This window comes from Paraburkholderia youngii (assembly GCF_013366925.1).
GTDB classification, from domain to species: domain Bacteria; phylum Pseudomonadota; class Gammaproteobacteria; order Burkholderiales; family Burkholderiaceae; genus Paraburkholderia; species Paraburkholderia youngii.
Genome location: NZ_JAALDK010000001.1, coordinates 3,384,573 through 3,402,069, shown reverse-complemented (window position 1 = coordinate 3,402,069; position 17,497 = coordinate 3,384,573). Strand labels below are relative to the sequence as shown.

Annotated in this window: 17 protein-coding genes and 1 pseudogene; 9 read left to right on the top strand and 9 right to left on the bottom strand. The window is 62.9% G+C overall.

Annotated features, from left to right (window positions below; genetic code table 11):
• The first annotated feature begins 39 nt into the window (after positions 1-39).
• From G5S42_RS15645 to G5S42_RS15630, 4 genes and pseudogenes are all read left to right on the top strand, one after another.
• The gene (locus G5S42_RS15645) at positions 40-357 is read left to right on the top strand and encodes a porin (RefSeq protein WP_312883572.1); all 318 of its coding nucleotides are present in this window, start codon (positions 40-42) and stop codon (positions 355-357) included.
• 20 nt (positions 358-377) lie between these two features.
• Positions 378-668, top strand: coding sequence for a hypothetical protein (locus G5S42_RS15640; protein WP_246392005.1), 291 nt, complete (start codon positions 378-380; stop codon positions 666-668).
• 114 nt (positions 669-782) lie between these two features.
• A pseudogene (locus G5S42_RS15635) lies at positions 783-1,185 on the top strand (DUF3597 domain-containing protein).
• A 42-nt stretch (positions 1,186-1,227) separates the two neighbouring features.
• Entirely contained in the window at positions 1,228-2,040 is an 813-nt protein-coding gene (locus G5S42_RS15630; RefSeq protein ID WP_176107577.1) for an IS5 family transposase, read from the top strand.
• Positions 2,041-2,277: 237 nt separating this feature from the next.
• Here the strand turns inward: G5S42_RS15630 and G5S42_RS15625 are convergent, their stop codons facing one another.
• The gene (locus tag G5S42_RS15625) at positions 2,278-2,550 is read right to left on the bottom strand and encodes a hypothetical protein (protein WP_013091148.1); all 273 of its coding nucleotides are present in this window, start codon (positions 2,548-2,550) and stop codon (positions 2,278-2,280) included.
• Positions 2,551-2,823: 273 nt separating this feature from the next.
• Positions 2,824-4,515 (bottom strand): Na/Pi cotransporter family protein, encoded by a 1,692-nt coding sequence (locus G5S42_RS15620; RefSeq protein WP_176107576.1) that lies wholly within the window; start codon positions 4,513-4,515, stop codon positions 2,824-2,826.
• Between the two features lie 378 nt (positions 4,516-4,893).
• Between G5S42_RS15620 and G5S42_RS15615 the strand changes: the two genes are divergently transcribed.
• Both G5S42_RS15615 and G5S42_RS15610 read left to right on the top strand, forming a co-directional pair.
• Positions 4,894-5,634: a 3-ketoacyl-ACP reductase gene (locus G5S42_RS15615; RefSeq protein WP_176107575.1), complete on the top strand. Its 741-nt coding sequence runs from the start codon at positions 4,894-4,896 to the stop codon at positions 5,632-5,634.
• A 108-nt stretch (positions 5,635-5,742) separates the two neighbouring features.
• Positions 5,743-6,216, top strand: a complete 474-nt coding sequence (locus G5S42_RS15610) for a Fis family transcriptional regulator (RefSeq protein WP_246392004.1) — start codon at positions 5,743-5,745, stop codon at positions 6,214-6,216.
• A 16-nt stretch (positions 6,217-6,232) separates the two neighbouring features.
• Here G5S42_RS15610 and G5S42_RS15605 read toward each other — a convergent pair whose 3' ends face one another.
• From G5S42_RS15605 to coxB, 5 genes are read right to left on the bottom strand one after another with little or no spacing between them, the layout of a single operon-like run.
• Positions 6,233-7,591 (bottom strand): c-type cytochrome, encoded by a 1,359-nt coding sequence (locus G5S42_RS15605; RefSeq protein ID WP_176107574.1) that lies wholly within the window; start codon positions 7,589-7,591, stop codon positions 6,233-6,235.
• Positions 7,591-8,007, bottom strand: coding sequence for a hypothetical protein (locus G5S42_RS15600; protein ID WP_176107573.1), 417 nt, complete (start codon positions 8,005-8,007; stop codon positions 7,591-7,593). Before G5S42_RS15600 ends, G5S42_RS15605 begins: the two co-directional genes overlap by 1 nt.
• Entirely contained in the window at positions 8,004-8,645 is a 642-nt protein-coding gene (locus G5S42_RS15595) for a cytochrome c oxidase subunit 3 (protein WP_176107572.1), read from the bottom strand. The genes G5S42_RS15600 and G5S42_RS15595 overlap by 4 nt, the downstream gene beginning before the upstream one ends.
• Before the next feature lies 1 nt (position 8,646).
• Complete coding sequence (ctaD, locus tag G5S42_RS15590) at positions 8,647-10,644, bottom strand: cytochrome c oxidase subunit I (RefSeq protein WP_176107571.1); 1,998 nt, start codon at positions 10,642-10,644, stop codon at positions 8,647-8,649.
• A gap of 28 nt (positions 10,645-10,672) precedes the next feature.
• A complete protein-coding gene (coxB, locus tag G5S42_RS15585; RefSeq protein ID WP_176110536.1) occupies positions 10,673-11,695 on the bottom strand; it encodes a cytochrome c oxidase subunit II in 1,023 nt (340 codons plus the stop codon).
• A gap of 256 nt (positions 11,696-11,951) precedes the next feature.
• Here coxB and G5S42_RS15580 point away from each other — a divergent pair, with 256 nt between their 5' ends.
• The 3 genes from G5S42_RS15580 (at position 11,952) to G5S42_RS15570 (ending at position 15,330) form a co-directional block, all read left to right on the top strand.
• Positions 11,952-12,425 (top strand): DUF2778 domain-containing protein, encoded by a 474-nt coding sequence (locus G5S42_RS15580; protein WP_176107570.1) that lies wholly within the window; start codon positions 11,952-11,954, stop codon positions 12,423-12,425.
• On the top strand, positions 12,422-12,697 hold the full coding sequence (locus G5S42_RS15575; RefSeq protein WP_176107569.1) for a hypothetical protein: 276 nt from the start codon (positions 12,422-12,424) through the stop codon (positions 12,695-12,697). The genes G5S42_RS15580 and G5S42_RS15575 overlap by 4 nt, the downstream gene beginning before the upstream one ends.
• 176 nt (positions 12,698-12,873) lie before the next feature.
• Positions 12,874-15,330 carry a penicillin acylase family protein gene (locus tag G5S42_RS15570; protein WP_176107568.1) on the top strand — a complete coding sequence of 819 codons (2,457 nt, stop codon included), beginning with the start codon at positions 12,874-12,876 and terminating at the stop codon, positions 15,328-15,330.
• A gap of 38 nt (positions 15,331-15,368) precedes the next feature.
• Here G5S42_RS15570 and G5S42_RS15565 read toward each other — a convergent pair whose 3' ends face one another.
• Positions 15,369-16,334 (bottom strand): PDR/VanB family oxidoreductase, encoded by a 966-nt coding sequence (locus G5S42_RS15565; protein WP_176107567.1) that lies wholly within the window; start codon positions 16,332-16,334, stop codon positions 15,369-15,371.
• The gene (locus tag G5S42_RS15560; RefSeq protein WP_176107566.1) at positions 16,331-17,446 is read right to left on the bottom strand and encodes a Rieske 2Fe-2S domain-containing protein; all 1,116 of its coding nucleotides are present in this window, start codon (positions 17,444-17,446) and stop codon (positions 16,331-16,333) included. The genes G5S42_RS15565 and G5S42_RS15560 overlap by 4 nt, the downstream gene beginning before the upstream one ends.
• Positions 17,447-17,497 lie beyond the last annotated feature (51 nt).

Below are 17,497 nucleotides of genomic sequence, written 5' to 3'. Positions count from 1 at the left end.
CAATCAAGAAGACGCAGATCGCGCTCGCCATTCTCACGGGTGCACAACTCGGCGAATGGCGGCTCGGTCTATGAAGCCTCGGTCGGCGTGCTGTACCGGTTCACACCGGCACTCGCCACCGGCGCGTCGTATATGTACATGAAGGGCAATTCGGTCGTCGACAATAATCACGCGCACCAGGTCGCGGCGATTGTCGACTACTCGCTGTCGAAGCGCACGAGCGTCTACGTGATGGGCCTGTACCAGCGCGCAAGCTCGGGCGGCTTCGCGCAGATCAACGGCATGAACAGCGCGGACGGCGCATCGAGCGGCCAGACCCAGGCTATCGCACGAGTCGGCTTGCATATGCACTTCTGATACCGGAAACGGTCGACGAGTTGGAGACGATCGCACGCACGTTCGATATGCCGCTGCTCGTGAACATCGTCGAAGGCGGCCGCACGCCGCAACTGATGCCCGCTGAATTGCAGAAGCTCGGTTTTTCGATTGCGATTTATCCGGCATCGGGCTTTCTCGCGGTCGCGATAGCACTGCAAGATGTCTACGACCAGATCGAGGCGCAGCGCGCCACCACGCAGGTGGAAGACACCATGTACCCGTTCTCCGGAATGTGCAAATCGATGGGCTTCCCAGCGGTATGGCAGTTCGACCGTGAGCACGCCGAATGACGACCGGCTGACAAAATATTACGTTTTTCAGCGTGCTAGACGCGTAGCATATCGGGGGCATGTCCCGCGAGCGCCCCCACTCGCATTCGTCATTCAACCGCGGAGATTTCGGAAATGAGTATTTTTGGTGACATCGTGCACAAGCTGTTCGGCAAAGCGAAGCCGGACCAACCTCCCCCCGCGACGGAAGCCACCCCTCGACCCGGCCGCCGCGCAAGCCGCGACGCCCAACGCGCCCGCCGCACCCGCACCGCTGACCGACGTCGACGTGGCCGCCGTGATGGATCAACTCGTCAGCGAAAGCGGACAGACGTTGAACTGGCGTACGTCGATTGTCGACACGATGAAGGCGCTCGGCGTCGACAGCAGTCTCGAACACCGCAAGCAGCTTGCGCAGGAATTGAAGTACAGCGGGGATATGAACGACTCAGCGAGCATGAACATCTGGCTGCACAAGCAGGTGATGCAGGCGCTCGCTGCAAACGGCGGCAAGCTGCCGCCCGATCTGGCAAGCTAGAGCGTGTTAGGAACTTCGATTGAGACCTGGTATCCTGGCGGGATGAAAACAACTGACCGCAAAGGGTATCCGACTGATGTGTCGGATGAGGAATGGAGTTTCGCGGCGCCGTATCTGACGCTGATGGACGTTGACGCGCCCCAGCGCAAATACGAACTGCGCGACATGTTTGATGCATTGCGCTGGATGGCTCGTGCCGGCGCGCCGTGGAGGATGCTGCCCAATGATTTCCCGCCGTGGGAGTTGGTGTATCAGCAGACTCAACGCTGGTTGCAGGCTGGCTGCTTTGAGAGCATGGTGAGTGACCTGCGCTCGGTGATACGCGTGGCACAGGGCCGTCGGGGACAGCCCAGCGCGGTCATCCTCGATGGCCGCACGATACAGTCGACCTGCGAGAGCGGCCCGCGTGCGGGTTATGACGGTTATAAGCGCAAGCGCGGTAGTAAGGTACATATTGCAGTAGACACGTTGGGACAGTTGCTGGCGGTGCACGTGACCCCAGCCAATGAACAGGAGCGCGCACAGGTAGCGGAGCTTGCGCGGCAGGTCCAGCAGGTAACGGGACGAACGGTCAAGGTGGCATTTGCCGATCAGGGATACACGGGCAAAGAGCCAGCGCAGGCTGCGTTCGACGAGGGCATTGACCTTCAGGTGATCAAACTCGAAGAAACGAAAAAGGGTTTCGTTCTGCTCCCCCGCCGGTGGGTGGTCGAGCGCAGCTTTGGCTGGCTCAACCGTTTCCGGCGTCTCGCACGTGACTATGAACGGCTCCCCGAAACTCTCGCTGGGCTTCATTTCGTCGTCTTCGCAATGCTCATGCTTGTCCACGCCGTGTCAGTACTTCAAAGTTCCTAACACGCTCTAGGCACGACAAAGCAGGCGTTTACCCGCAGTAAAAATCAATCGCTCAAACGAAGTTGCCCGGTCGAAGCACTGAACCGGGCAACTCGAACCTTCTCGGCGCGGCAATCAATGCTCGCACAATCGGCTGGCAAAAAACGCGCATTGCACGCGCCCTGGACAGCACGATTGCCGTCAGCCCACGTATTCAAACGCGGCTGACCGAACGGATTGCGATGGGAATATACGCGGCTATTGTGCCGCGGTGAGCTTGAGTCCCGGCCGGAGTGGCTGGGGAGGCTCCAGAGGAGCCTTGCGTTCGTCCGATACCTGTTCGATTCCCTTTCTCGTGACTTCTTCGAGGAAGGTCAAGCGAGCCCGATAGTAATCGGCACGCAGCTGTGCGTCGAGCACCAGCTGTTCGGCCTGAAACAGTTCCATGCGCAAGTTGTTCAGCGCGCGTTCGGCCTGTTTCTCGGGAGTAGGAGCATGTTGTGAAGCCCAGTTAGCAAGCCACCTTATCATGGTGAATCCCTCCTTGAGTTCAATGCTCTGCTGCGACAAAGGCTATCAAATAATGGACGCGGCGTGTGTTAAATCGTTACAGGCGTTGCAAGCTTCACTACTGATACCACAACCCGCGCGACAAGAAAAAAGCCCGCACAGCAAAGGCGGGCAATCCCACTCTCTTTGAAAGCGTGTCACGAGGATGACACGCCACAAGTTTAACCGTCATGCAACCCGCACCTACGTGTGCTGGCGATCAGTTCCGCACGAATATATCGATCGCCATTGAATCTATTGAAGCGCCGCCACGTTTTTCGCAATGGCCCGCGCAAACTGCGCGATCTGCCGGCCCTGCTCGATCAGATCCATCGCCAGCCGGAATGTGACGACGTCCGTCTTGTCGGCCAACTGAAGCTTCGCGAGCACGACCTGACGCGCGGTCGCGGCGAGCTTCTCGATGCCGGCTTTCGCGTCGATGACCTTCGCGACTTCCTCCGGAGCGGGCGCCTCGATCGTGCGGATCGCCTGCTCGAGATTGCGGATCACCGCCTCGGAAAACTGCGTGGTCGCCGCATCGCGCAGGCGCAACAGGTCGATCTGCTGCGTCATTCGCTGCTGCGCGACGCTGAGCAGCGTCGTGCCGACGATGCCGCTGATGCTTTCGAGGTGGCTCGTGACCTGCGTATAGCCGACCATCTGCTGACCTTCCTCCTCCGAGTGCTCCCCCTTCGACAGGCGACCGATATATTGAAGAATCTCGAAGGAGAGCCGATCGCTCTCCTTGTCCTTATCGAGCATCTGATTGATCTCTTCCATCGTGCCCGTCGACACCATCTGGGAGCCGCGTTGCACGACCTCGAGCACCTGCATGCCGAGCCGGGTCAGCTCGATGCGCACGCGCTGCAATCCAAGCGCCGGCACCGTCAATACCGACTCGTCGAGATACTGCGGATCGCCCGCGGGTTTGGCGGGCTTCGCACGCTGCGGCACGACCAGTTGCGCGAACCGCGCGATAGGACCGGTAAACCAGATCAGCAGCAGCGTGTTCGCCACGCTGAACAGCGTATGCACATTGGCTACCTGGCGCGGCGCCTCGGCCGCGAGGCGTTCGAGGCCCTGCAGGTCCGGATGCGCCGGCGAGATCCAGCGTACGAATTCCGCCATCTGAGGAATCAGGAAGAGCGCGATCACGACGCCGAGCACATTGAACACCAGATGCACGACGCCCACCTGCACCGCCTCCGGCGGCTTGCCGATCGAAGCGAGCAAGGCCGTGCCGCAGGTGCCGACATTCGCGCCGAGAATCAGCGTGATGGCGGCCTCGAGCGGCATCAGGCCCTGCCCGCTCAGCGCAATTACGACCGCGAGCGTCGCCGCCGAGCTTTGCACGATCGCGGTGAAGACCGCCCCCACGATGACGCCGACGAGCGGATTGCGCATGTCCTGCATCGCGTCGATGAACGGCTGGTACGTGCGCAACGGATGCGTGGACTCGCCCATCAGCTGGATGCCCATGAACAGCAGCCCCAGCCCCATCACGACGCCGCCGATCTGCCGCAGCAGCTCGCGCGGAGCAAACGCGTGCAGCACGAAGCCGATCGAGAGCATGTAGGGCGTCAGGCGCGAAACGTCGAAGGCGATGATCTGCGCGGTGATGGTCGAGCCGATGTTCGCGCCCATGATCATCGGCACCGACTGGGCAAGTGTCATCAGCCCGGCGGACACGAAGCCGACCATCAGCACCGTCGTGATGGTCGACGAGTTCAGCAGCGCGGTCACGATGGCACCCGCCAACACGCCGCGAAACCGGTTCGCGGTCAGCACGCCGATCAACGACTGCAACTTCGATCCCGCGATCGCCTTGAGCCCGCCGGTCAAGAACTCCAGCCCGAGAAGAAACAGCGCGAGGCCGCCGATCAACAGCCCGAAGATCCCAAGGATGTTCAACTTGTCGGGATCGATGTCAGCAAGATAATCAGTCATCCTGATGTGCCTCTGATGATCACACGAATAGATGCGGGAGCAAGGGACGGCTTCGCTCCCCGGGATCGACGACCGTGCCGGCGGTCTGCCGCGCTGTGTCCGGGGCAGCTACTTAAGGCTAACGCTAAGGGTATGAGGAAGACGGCGCGCAGGCAAGGACAGGAAAGCGGCCGGCGGCATCGGGACCGCGGAGTTCGCAAAGCATTCAACCGTCAATCAAGATAATTAATTGCCTCGTCAAACAACGATTCCGGCATCCGAATTGGCAGTTAACCCGTAGGTGAAAATGCCCATCGTCCCGGCCGTTTGCCGCTGCCAATAATAGGTCCATCCTCCAATCAAGCTTGCTCAACTCACCCCAAACAAGAAGGAGGACTTATGGCAAATCGTGTTGCATACGTAACCGGCGGCATGGGTGGTATCGGAACCGCCATCTGCCAGCGCTTGCACAAAGAGAACTACACCGTCATTGCGGGCTGCGGACCGAACTCGACGCGCAAAGCCCGATGGCTGGAAGATCAGAAGGCGCTCGGCTTTAACTTCATCGCCTCGGAAGGCAACGTCGCGGATTGGGAGTCCACCGCGAAAGCGTTCGAGAAGGTCAGGACGGAAGTGGGCGAAGTCGACGTGCTCGTCAACAACGCGGGCATCACGCGCGACGGCATGTTCCGCAAGATGACCTACGAAGACTGGCAAGCGGTGATCGACACCAATCTCACGAGTCTGTTCAACGTGACCAAACAGGTCATCGAGAGCATGGTCGGCCGGGGCTTTGGACGCATCATCAACATCTCGTCCGTCAACGGCCAGAAAGGCCAATTCGGGCAGACCAACTACTCCACCGCCAAGGCCGGCATTCACGGCTTCACGATGGCGCTCGCGCAGGAAGTGGCCACCAAGAACGTGACGGTCAACACCGTGTCGCCCGGCTATATCGGCACCGACATGGTCAAGGCCATCCGTCCGGAGGTGCTGGAAAAAATCGTCGCGACGATTCCGGTACGGCGTCTCGGTACGCCGGAAGAGATTGCGTCGATCGTCGCGTGGATCGCGTCGGATGAAGCGGGCTTTGCGACCGGAGCGGATTTCTCGCTGAACGGCGGTCTGCATATGGGCTAACGGGAACGGCGCCGCGTGTGACGCGGCGCAGCCGTGTTCCGTTATCGACGTTGTCAGGTTCCGTGATGGTTTAGCGGCCCGGCGCAAGCCGGCCGCCTCAGTGAGCATATGACCAGAAAAGCGAGCCCTACTCGCGCCGCATCCGCGAAGTCGCCGCGCACCCGCCCGAAGGCGATGCTGCGCCCGATCGTGCCTGCCAAAGCAGGCGAAATCTCGCTCGACTATCACATGACGCTCGAAGCATTACGCAGCGGCGTCGCCAATCAATATCACGTCGGCAGCATGGCGCAGGCCATTTACATGGCGATGCTGCTGAATCAGCGCGGCTATGGTTCGGCCGTACCCGAGCTGTTTCGCGACGCGGAGGGCGTGATTCTGCGCTGCCGCCAGGCGGGACTCGACACCGGCATCTGCGTGGTCGATCACGACGCCTACGCGCTGCTCGGTCAGGTCCTCACGCTCTTCGATCAGCAACTCGCGGTGACGCCAGTGGGAGAGTTGATCGCGGTCAACGCGAAGCTGAAGACCCTGTTCAGCGCCGCCAATGGCCACGGTGACGTCGACAGCGAGAACACCGCATAACGACGCGTATTGGCATTTACTTTTGCAATGCGCCGCGCACATCAGATACATCGTTTCGCGTGACCGGTCCGGCCGCATTTCCCCATGTGGTTCGAACAAAGGTGAGCACACGGGCCATTTCCGTGTCCGTGAGCTTGCCGGCGAAAGACGGCATCTTGTGCGGCTCCGGTCCCGACTCGGTATGCGGACTGCCGCCGCCCTCGACCAGCAACCGCACCAGTGACGCGCTCGATGCCGACAGCACCGCGGGGTTGCCCGCGAGGCGCGGGTACTTATGCGGCACCCCGGCCCCGTCCATCTGATGACAGCGCGCGCAATACGACGCATAGATGCCCGCGCCGGGTCTTTCCACATCGCCGGTTTTCAGCGCCTGCACGGTTTGCTGCGCGGCGCTGGAGCATGCGTTGAAATTGCCGCTCGGCGCGTGCGACGGCAGGCTCTTCAGATACGCGGCGATCGCCGCGAGATCGTCGTCGTTCAGGTACTGCGTGCTGTCTTCGACGACCTGCACCATGCTGCCGAACGTGATGAGTCCGCCGCCGTGACCGTGTCGCAGGAAGTCGACGATGTCGGCCGCGGAACTTCGGCCGAGCCCCGAACCTGGGTCGGCGCTCAGGTTCGGCGCAAACCAGTGGTCGTTGGTGCCACCCGTCAGATAGGCCGATGCCGATTCGTCATAGCCGCGCTCTTCGTAGGCGGGTCCGCGCGGCGTGTGGCAGGCGCCGCAATGGCCAAGCGATTGCACCAGATACGCACCGCGATTCCACTGCGCGTCATGTTTCGCATCGGCCTTGAACTGGCCTTTCGGTACGAACACCCAGTCCCAGAACATCAACACCCAGCGCTGATTGAAGGGAAACGGCAAGCGCGTTTGCGGGGCCGGCACCGCGACCGGTTGCACGCCGTGCATGAAGTAGGCGTAGAGCGCGTGCATGTCGTCGTCGGTGATCTTCGCGAACGACGGGTACGGCATCGCCGGATAAAGCCGCTTGCCCCCGGGCGCGATGCCCTCGCGCAACGCGCGCGCGAAGTCGTCATAGCTATAACGGCCGATGCCGTATTGCGGGTCCGGCGTGATGTTCGACGTATAGATCGTGCCGAACGGCGATCCCATGCCGAGGCCGCCGGCAAACGGCGGCGTAGCTTCAGGCGCCGCGCCCGGATGCGGGACGCGCGGCGCGGCGGTGTGGCAACCGGCGCAATCGGCGGCTTTGGCGAGATATGCGCCGCGGGCGATCTGCGCGGCGTCGGTCGAGGGGCTGGCGGCGTTTGCCGTCGCGTCGGCCACGCTGGCGGCGTGTGCCGCCGCTGCTATCGTCAGTGCGCATGCGGCCACGATGCCGTATCTAACCGTGTCGAGAACGTCGCGCTTCATCACCACCACCTGCACGGCGACACGATCGCGACCGCGACATCCGTTGCGATCAATGCGAACAGAAATAGCATGCTGGTCATCACCGCGACGTGCGTCAGAAACCAGTCGAGTTCGGCGCGCGTGCGACGCTCGCCGTTCAGCCCACCGAGTTTCAGCGGCGCGACGCGGCGCAGATTGCGCCATGCGACCCACGTGCCGAACGCGCCCGCGACCAGACACACCGTGCCGAGCGCGACGATCGCCGGACGCATCCACGACACGAGCGGCGCGCCGAGCGGATGGTTGTGCGGATAGCAGGCCTGCGCGGCGAGCGTTTCCGCGAGCATCATCTGCAACAGCCACGCGAACGGCGCCGCGAGCAGACCGATCAGCACGTAGCGCATCGAGATGTGGGAGTCTCGGGGCACCGTCGTCATGACCACTCCCGGAACAGATACGGCGTCAGATACAGCGTGCTGAAAATGAACAGCCACACGACATCGACGAAGTGCCAATACAGTCCGCCGATCGACAGCGCCGCGCAGCGCTTGTCGTCGAAATAGCCGAGCGCGGTCCAGATCGCCAGCAAGGTCAGCACGACGATGCCGACCAGCACGTGCGCCATGTGAAAGCCGGTAATCGTGAAGTACAGCGAGCCATAGAGGTGCGAGGTCAGACCATAGGGGTGGTTGTGCCATTCGCGCAACTGAATGCCCATGAAGATGCAGCCCAGCACGATGCCCACCGCCATCGACGCGACACCCAGCCGCAACCGCCGCCGGCGCACGCAGCGCTCGCAGAACCAGACGAACACGCTGCTCGACAGCAGAATGACCGTATTCGCGCCGCCGAGCCCGAGCTCCGGCAAGCCCTCGGGCGGCCAATGCTGCTGGCTCTGCGACGCCAGATACAGATACGAGAAGATCAGATAGCCGAACAGCGCGCCTTCGGTCGCGATCAGCGTGAAGCAGCCCCACCAGCCGCTCGATCGCTCGCCCGCGCTGCCAACCGGCAATGCTCGCGCGGCCTGGTCCGGTTCGCTCGATGCGCGATTGAAATTCAGTGCATCGCTCACGTCAGCCTCCCGCGTCCTCGACCGCGACCGGCTCGCGCTGGAGCAGCGCGCGCTCGGGCCACAGCCACGTGATGATCGACACCGCGCAACCGGCCAGCATCGCGCCCACGAAAACCCACGCGGTCAACGCGAGCCCCGCGAACAGTAGCGCGGCGAAGACCGCGAGCCAGAACGGCGCGTATGAATCTTCGGGCATCTTCAGGATCACGTCGGGACTCGCCTCCAGTGCGGTCGTGCCCAACGCTTCGCGACCTTGCGCGAGCAGATAGCCTTCGTCGAGTTGCGAGCGCGCTTGAACCGCCTCCCCCGGCTCTTCGACGCGTCCTTCCCACAATGGATGCCGGCTCGCGAGCGTCGGCACCACTGCGAAGTTGTACGGCGGCGGCGGCGAGCTGACCGACCATTCGAGCGTCGGCGCATCCCACGGATTGTTGCCGGCGAGCTTGCCGCGCTTCAGGCTCACCGCGATATCGATCAGAAACAGCAGCACGCCGGCCGCAAACAGGAACGAACCGAGCGACGTGACGAGGTTCACCGTATTCCAGCCCATGTCGGCGGGATACGTGTACATGCGGCGCGGCATGCCGAGCAGTCCCGCGATATGCATCGGAAAGAACGCGACGTTGAAGCCGATGAACAGCACCCAGAACGCGAGCTTGCCGAGACGCTCGTTCGTCATCCTGCCGGTGAACTTCGGAAACCAGAAGTAGATGCCGCCGATCACCGGAAACACGTTGATGCCGAGCAGCACGTAGTGCAGATGCGCGACGACGAAGTAGGTGTCGGTGAGTTGCCAGTCGAACGGCACCGCGGCCGTCATCACGCCGGAGACACCGCCGATCACGAACAGCAGCACGAAGCCCGCGAAAAACAGGAACGGCACGCGATACACGGGGCGGCCGGTCCAGATCGTCGCGACCCACGCGAACGTCGCGACCGCGCTCGGCACCGCGATGACCATGCTGGCCGAGCCGAAGAACGACAGCGCGAGCGCGGGAATGCCGGTCGCGAACATATGGTGGATCCACACGGCAAAGCCGAGCACCATCGTCGCGACCGTCGCCAACGCGACCGGCCCATAGCCGACCAGCGGCCGGCGGCAAAAGACCGGCAGCGCATCCGACACGATGCCCATCGCCGGCAGCACGACCACATAGACCCACGGGTGCGCGAAGATCCAGAACAGGTGCTGCCATAGCAACGGACGCCCGCCATTGAGCACGTCGAAGAAATGCGTGCCGATGCGGCGGTCCATCCACAGCATCAGAAACGCGAGGCTCACCGAAGGCACCGCCAACAGATTGCCGCCCGACGCGGTCAGCGTGCCCCACACGAGCACCGGCACGCGATCGAGCGACATGCCCGGCGCGCGCATTCTCAGCAGCGTGACGACGAAGTTCATCGAGCCGACCGTCGTCGAAATACCGAGCAGGACCATGCCGAGCGCATACACGTCGATGTTCGGGCCGTTGCTGTATTCGAGGCCGGACAGCGGCACGTAGTTGAACCAGCCTGCGTCGGGGGCCTGGCCGGTCGGAAAACTCGCATACAGGAAGATGCCGGCGAACAGGAACACCCAATACGACAGCGCGTTCAGGCGCGGAAAGGCCATGTCGCGCGCGCCGAGCACGAGCGGCCAGATGTAGTTCGAGAAGCCGGACAGAACGGGCAGCGCGTACAGAAAGATCATCGTCAGTCCGTGCATCGTGAACAGCTGGTTGTACTGTTCGGACGTGAGCACCGTTGCGTTGGGACGCGCCAGTTGAACGCGCATGATCAGCGCTTCGACACCGCCCATCAGCAGGAAGACGAATGCGGTCACCAGGTAGCGCAGGCCGATGGTCTTGTGATCGACTGTCGAGAACCAGCCCCGCCAGCCGGGCCGCGACTCCCAGATTTCGCGCAGCCGCTTTTCCTGCTCGCTGCCGGGTTCGACGCGGCCGCGCTGCGGCGTGCGGGTCAGTGCGGGCAGTGAAGCGGAAGCGGGATGATCGGACATTGAACGGGCTCCTCGCGTGCGATGCGCTTCAATGCAGCGTCGCCAGATACGCCGACATCGCGGCGGCCTCGCTGGTGGTCAGCGCGATACTGGGCATCAATCCATCGGGTTTGATTCGCTGCGCGTGCTCGATCCAGTCGAGCAGATGGTCGGGCGTGTTGCTGAGCGCGCCCGCCGCGATCATCCGGCGCGAGCCGAGATGCGTCAGATCGGGGGCCTGCACGCCGGTGGCCTTGGTGCCGCGAATCGTGTGGCAGCCCGCGCAGCGCTCTTCGAACAGATGCTGGCCGGCCGCGACCGCCGCATCGCCGGTGGGCACGCTGGCCGCGCGTCCCTGCGCGTCGCGCCACGCGTTGAAGGCGGCAGCGTCCTGCGCGATCACCTCGAACGCCATATGCGCGTGCTGCGCGCCGCAGAACTGCGAGCACTGCCCACGATAAATGCCGGGACGGTCCGCCTGAATCCACTGCTCGTTGGTTTGCCCCGGAATCGTCTGCGTCTTGCCCGCCAGTTGCGGTACCCAGAACGCGTGCACGACGTCCGCGCTTTTGAGCTGGATCTTCACGGGTTCACCGACCGGAATGTGAATCTCGTTCGCGGTACTGAAGTTGCGGGCCGGGTTCGGATCGTCACTGTAATCGGCCTTCCACCACCAGTCGTAAGCGGTCACGGTGATCGTCAATTGCGGATACGACGCGGGCGACGCCACCGATTCGAGCGTGATCAGGGCATAGACCAGCATCGCCAGCAGCACGACCGACGACACCGCGGTACCGATGAACACCCAGCGGATGCCGCCGGGCTCGGCGCTGAGCGCATCCGGTTGCGCCGCGGGACGCTTGCGGACCATCGCGCCGATCAACAGACCGGCGACGATCAGCGTGACCAGCGTCACGATCGCGGTGAAAACCCAGCCGAGGTAAAGCGTCGGACGGGCCGCCGGGCCCGCTGCGTGCAGGAAGTAGTTCAGCGGTGCTACCGGGTAGGCGTGCGCGGAGTTTGCGGACGCGCTAGCCAGCGCCGCTAACGACGTGACGCTGCCCCGCCTGATGCGCCGTCCTGACGTTCCGGATGCTTGCGCTGCTGCCACTGGGACCCCGCTGGTGATGAGCTTTCAACACGCATCGCCCCCTGCGAACGAGACGACGCCCAAGCAGGTCAGCAAAAATCAGGCCGCGCACGCCGAGCTGTTGCCGTGAACAATTTAGTTTAATAGTTGCCGTCTCAAAAAAAATCGCCTCTAGAATGCCGCTCTGCATAACTTAATTATTTACGAGTTCACTGTTATCGGACAATCCGGAGGACAGGTGTTTCAATGCACGTTCGAATTGAATGGTAAGCCAATGAGCGAATTTCGGATTGGCGCTCTATCGTTTCCTGCATACTCTGGGCAGGGGAGTTATATCAACAAGGCGGCTGGAATGTGCACGCCGAAGATCGGCGCCATTCCCGTCGGCAGATATTATATTTTTGACCGTAGATCCGGAGGCATTCTGGGACCATTGAAAGATCGGCTTAACCTGAATGGCAATAATAAGAGCGAATGGTTCGCGCTCTACGCTATCGACGCTAATATCGACGACGATAAAGTCTTATGCGAAGGTATCATTCGTGGCCAGTTCCGATTGCATCCGAAGGGCCGATTGGGGAGAAGCGAGGGCTGCATAACTATCGACCGACTCGCAGACTGGCATCATATTCGTTCGATATTTACCAACACGCCGAAAGTATCTGTGCCTGGATCGGAACTTAAAGCGTACGGTGAAGTGATTGTGAGATGAAAAAAGTCCTAACTTTTCTCGCGGTCGGTTTCGCCTTACTGCTCGCAATCTTTGCCAATGCGCTGTGGTGGATGATGAATCCAGAAGCGCCCTTGAACTTTTCGAATCCGATATGGAAATTGGCGGTTCGTATGTACGGGGTCAAGACGGCATATCAGGAATCCGACCTGGCCTTCCTCATGTCGTCGGCCGCAATCGTGCTAGGTTTCGCCGCAGCAGTTCTGCTTGTGTGGCGAAGCAAGAAGCGTGGTCAGCGAAAGCTCGACGACTAGCCATCTCGCGGTGGAAACAATCGCTGCACTCGCATTAAAAGTTGCGCCGGAAGCCCGCCGACCAGCGGGCTTTGTCGTTTTTGGGCTTCACCACGGTGACCCGCCTTCAACTACCCGCTAAGCTCGCGAGAGCGCCACGCGCATCACCAATCAACGTCCGCCCGACCGAAAAAGCCATGCGTTCGAACGTCTCGCTGCTCCGCCGCCTCGCCGGCCTGCTGGTCGCTCTGCCCCTCGCCGCCGCTCTGCAAGGCTGCGCGAGTCCGGACACCGACAACGTCGCGCATACCGGCCCCTATCGCGCCGATATCCGCCGCACCGCGCTCGGCATTCCGCACATCAAAGCCGACGACTGGGGCAGCCTCGGCTACGGGTACGGCTACGCGCAGGCCCAGGACAATCTGTGCACGATGACCGAAAGCTTCGTCACCTATCGCGGCGAACGTTCGCGCTTCTTCGGCGCCGACGCGCGCCCCGCGTCAGGCGCGACGTTCGGCCAGCCCGACAACCTCGACTCGGATTTCTTCTTCCGTTTCATCGTCGACGATGTGACCGTCGCGCGCTACCGCAAAAGCCAGACCGAGGACATGCGCGCGCTGATCGACGGCTTCGTCGCCGGCTATAACCGCTACGTGGCCGATCTGGCGCACGGCGACTTTCCGGGCGCGCATGCGGCCTGCCGCGCGGCGCCGTGGCTCGGCAAGATCAGCAACGCGGACGTCTACCGGCGTCAGATCGCGGCGAATCTGGCCGGTGGCGAGGCCCGCTTCATCAATGCGATCGCGACCGCGCAACCGCCACAGGCAATGCCGAGCGCGCCGCAAAGCGGGTTGCAGGGTGACGCCGCCGTCGCTGCACCGCTCGCCGACTTCGGCGGCCATGCTGGCATCGGCAGCAACGCCCTCGCGTTCGGCGCAGACGCGACGCACACCGGCAGCGCGCTGCTGCTCGGCAATCCGCACTGGTTCTGGACCGGCCCCGATCGCTTCTACCAGGCTCAACTCACTATTCCCGGAAAGCTGAACGTCAGCGGCGTGTCGTTTCTCGGCGTGCCGCTGATCGTGATCGGCTTCAACGACAACGTCGCGTGGACGCATACCGTGTCCACCGCGAAGCGCTTCGGCCTGTTCAAGCTGACGCTCGAACCCGGCGCGCCGACCCGGTATCAGGTCGACGGCAACAGCGTAGCGATGACGCCGACGCGCGTGAACGTCGCAGTGCGCGCCGCCGACGGTTCGCTGCATACCGTGTCGCGCACGCTGTATCGCTCGCGCTTCGGACCGCTCGTCAACCTCCGCGCGATGTCGCCCGCGCTAGCGTGGAATGCGCAGCAGGCCTTCGCGCTGCGCGATATCAATACCGACAATTTCCGCACGTTCGAAAACTTCCTCGAATGGAATCAGGCGACCTCGCTCGACGATTTCATCCGCATCCAGAAGAAGAACGCGGCGGTGCCGTGGGTCAACACGCTCGCGATCGGCCGCGACGATCCGCGCGTGTGGTACGCGGACATCGGCGCGACCCCGGACGTGCCCGACGAGCTGGCGCAACGTTGCACGCCGCCGGTCGGCCGGGCACTGGCGCAGATCATGCCCGGCGTGCCGGTCCTCGACGGCTCGCGCAGCGACTGCGACTGGCGCGACGAGCCTGGCGCGGTACAGCACCGTGCGTTGCCGGTCGCGCGGATGCCGTCGCTGCTTCGGCGCGACTATGTCGGCAACTTCAACGACAGCTACTGGCTCACCAACCCGGCCGCACCAATGACGGGCTACGCGAAGATCATCGGCGCGACCGACACGCCGCAGACGCTGCGCACACGGCTCGGCCATACGAGCGCCGCGCAATTGCAGAACGACCCGCATGGGGTTTCCGCCGATGCACTCGGCCGCGCGGCGCTCGACAGTCGCTCGATGTCGGCGTTGCTGTTCAAGCAGCCCGTGCTCGACCGTCTGTGCAACAGCAGCGCGCTCGCGGCCCTGCCCGCCGACCCGAACCCGGAGCAACAGCGCGCGGCGTGCAAAGTACTGGTCGCATGGGACGATACGGCCGCGGCTGGCGCAGCGGGTGCAACCTTGTGGGACGAACTGTGGCGACGTCTGCTGACGGTTCCGCCCGCGCAGTTATACGCGGTGCCGTTCGATCCCGCGAAGCCGTTGACCACGCCCGCGGGCATCGCCGCCGATCCGGCGAAGCTCGCCGCCGCGCTGCATGATGCGCTCGCGGCACTGCAACGCGCTGGCATCGCGATCGATGCGCCGCGTAGCGCCGCCCTCTACGTGCAACGCAATGACGAGCGCATTCCGCTATTCGGCGGTTGCGACGCCGGTGGCTATTTCACCTCCGCGTGTGCCGCGCATCCATTCGACGCGAGCGGCTATTCGATGAACGTCAAGCCGATGGGCGACACGTATCTGCAGATCGTGTGGTTCTCGGACGATCAGGTGATCGCCCGCACGCTGCTCGCGCCGTCTGAATCCGACGATCCGGCGTCGCCGCACTATGCCGACGGCACGCGCGATTACGCGGCCCAGCGCTGGACGATTTTTCCGTTCTCCGAAGAAGCGATTGCGCGCGACCCGGCGTTGAATGTGCGCACGGTTAGTTCGTCGGACTCCGAAGGGAAAGGGCAATAAGCGGTATGACGGGCGACCCGCCCGTCGTCCGCAGAAGATCACAGATCGAGCACCAGCAGCGGCGATCTGGCGCGCGAGCAGCACGGCAGGAACTGATCGTTCGCCGCGCGCTCCTCGTCGGTCAGATAAGAATCTTGGTGATCCGGCTCGCCAGACAGCACTCGCGTCAAACAGGTGCCGCACACACCCATCTCGCACGACGTGATCACTTCGACGCCATGCGCGGCCAGCGCCTGAACCACCGTGCATTCGGGCGGCACGTCGATCGTCGCGCCGCTGCTCGCGATGCGCACCTGGAAGCTGCCGCCCGTCGCCGGCTGATTCGCGGCCGCGCCGAAAAACTCGTAGTGCAGCCTGTTTTCCGGCCAGCCCTTTGCGCGCGCGGTCTCGAGCACGAAATCCATGAAGCCGCGCGGACCGCACACATACAGATGCGTGCCGGGCGGTGCATCGCTTAGCGTCTGTTCGATATCGAACGTCGAGCCGCCAGGATGGTCATCGTGATGAAGCTGGACCGACTTCGCGAAGCCAGCTTGTGCAAGACGCTCGACGAACGCCGTGCGTTCCTTCGAGCGCGTGCAATAGTGCATGTCGAACGAAGCGCCCGTGGCGGCAAGCCGCTCGGCCATGCAAAGAATCGGCGTGACACCGATGCCGCCCGCGAGCAGCAGATGATGTGCCGCATCGTCAGCGAGCGCGAAATGATTGCGCGGCGCGCTGATCTGCAGGCGATCGCCCTCGCGAAGCAAATCGTGCACCGCTTTCGATCCGCCGCGTCCCGCTTCGTCGCGCAGCACAGCGATCAGATAGCGATGCGTTTCGCGCGGATCGTTGCACAGCGAGTACTGACGCACGAGCCCGTTCGGCAAATGCACGTCGACGTGCGAGCCGGCGTCGAAAGCGGGCAACGCCTGACCGTTTTCGCTCGCAAGTTCGAAGCTCGCGATACCGGGCGCTTCGTCGCGCCGGCGCGCGACCACCACATTCAGCACGGGATGATTCATGTCGCCGTCCGCACCGGAATGACGCGCGTCACTTCAGCCCGGGGCGCGTCAGCCCGGGGCGCGTCAGCCTGCGGTGCGCCCGTCTCCGCGCGCTCCTGCGCGACGAGCCGATCGATCACGCGACGCGACATCACACCGCCCGCATCGATATTGAGTTTCAGCAGATTGCGCTCGGGCCAGCGCAGCAGGTTCTGCTGCTGACGTTCGAGCATCTCCAGATCTTCGCTGAAGATCTTGCCCTGCCCTTCGCGGATGCTGGCGGTCAGCGCGGCATCGTCGGGACGGAAATTGCGCGCCATGCCCCAGAAATACCAGATCGATGTTTCGGTTTCAGGCGTGATGAAATCCACCACGATCGACGACGCCTTCTTGTCAGCGGGCGCGTGATAGCCGCCATGCCCGGCATGCGCGACCCCCACCTCGATCAGCACGTGACTCGGCGGCGTGAAGTGGCAGATCTGCCAACGGTCGACGGGCACGTCGTCGGCGAGACCATTGCCGCGCAACGCCATCTTCCAGAACGGCGGCGCCGCGACGTTTTCCATGAAACGGCTCGTGCGCACGGTATCGCCTTCGGCCACGGTTTTCGGCGCGGCTTCGTCGATTTCCTTTTGCCCGATGCTGTTCGCGTGCACATAGGTCTCGTGCGTCAGATCCATCAGGTTGTCGATCATCAGCCGGTAATCGCAGCGAATGTGATAAAGACCACCGCCATATGCCCATTCGGCACTCTCGGCCCATTCCAGATGATGCAGTTTGGCGGCATCGGCCTGCGTCGCATCGCCGGGCCATACCCAGACGAAGCCATAGCGCTCGATCACGGGATAGCTGCGAATCGACGGAAAGCCGTTGACGCGTTGGCCCGGCATGCCGGTCGCCTTGCCCTGACAGCCCATTTCGAGTCCGTGATAGCCGCACACGAGCGTGCCGTCGCGCACGAAACCGAGCGACAGCGGCGCGCCGCGATGCGGACAGAAGTCTTCGAGCGCCACTACGGCGCCTTCCGCGTTGCGATAGAGAACCATCGGCTCGCCGCAGATCTGCCGGCCGAGCGGCTTGTCCGCGACTTCATCGGGCATGCATGCGACGTACCACGCGTTCTTGGGAAACATGTCAGTCTCACTCCTTGTTGTTAGTTCGCGCACTTCATTCAGTCCACTCAT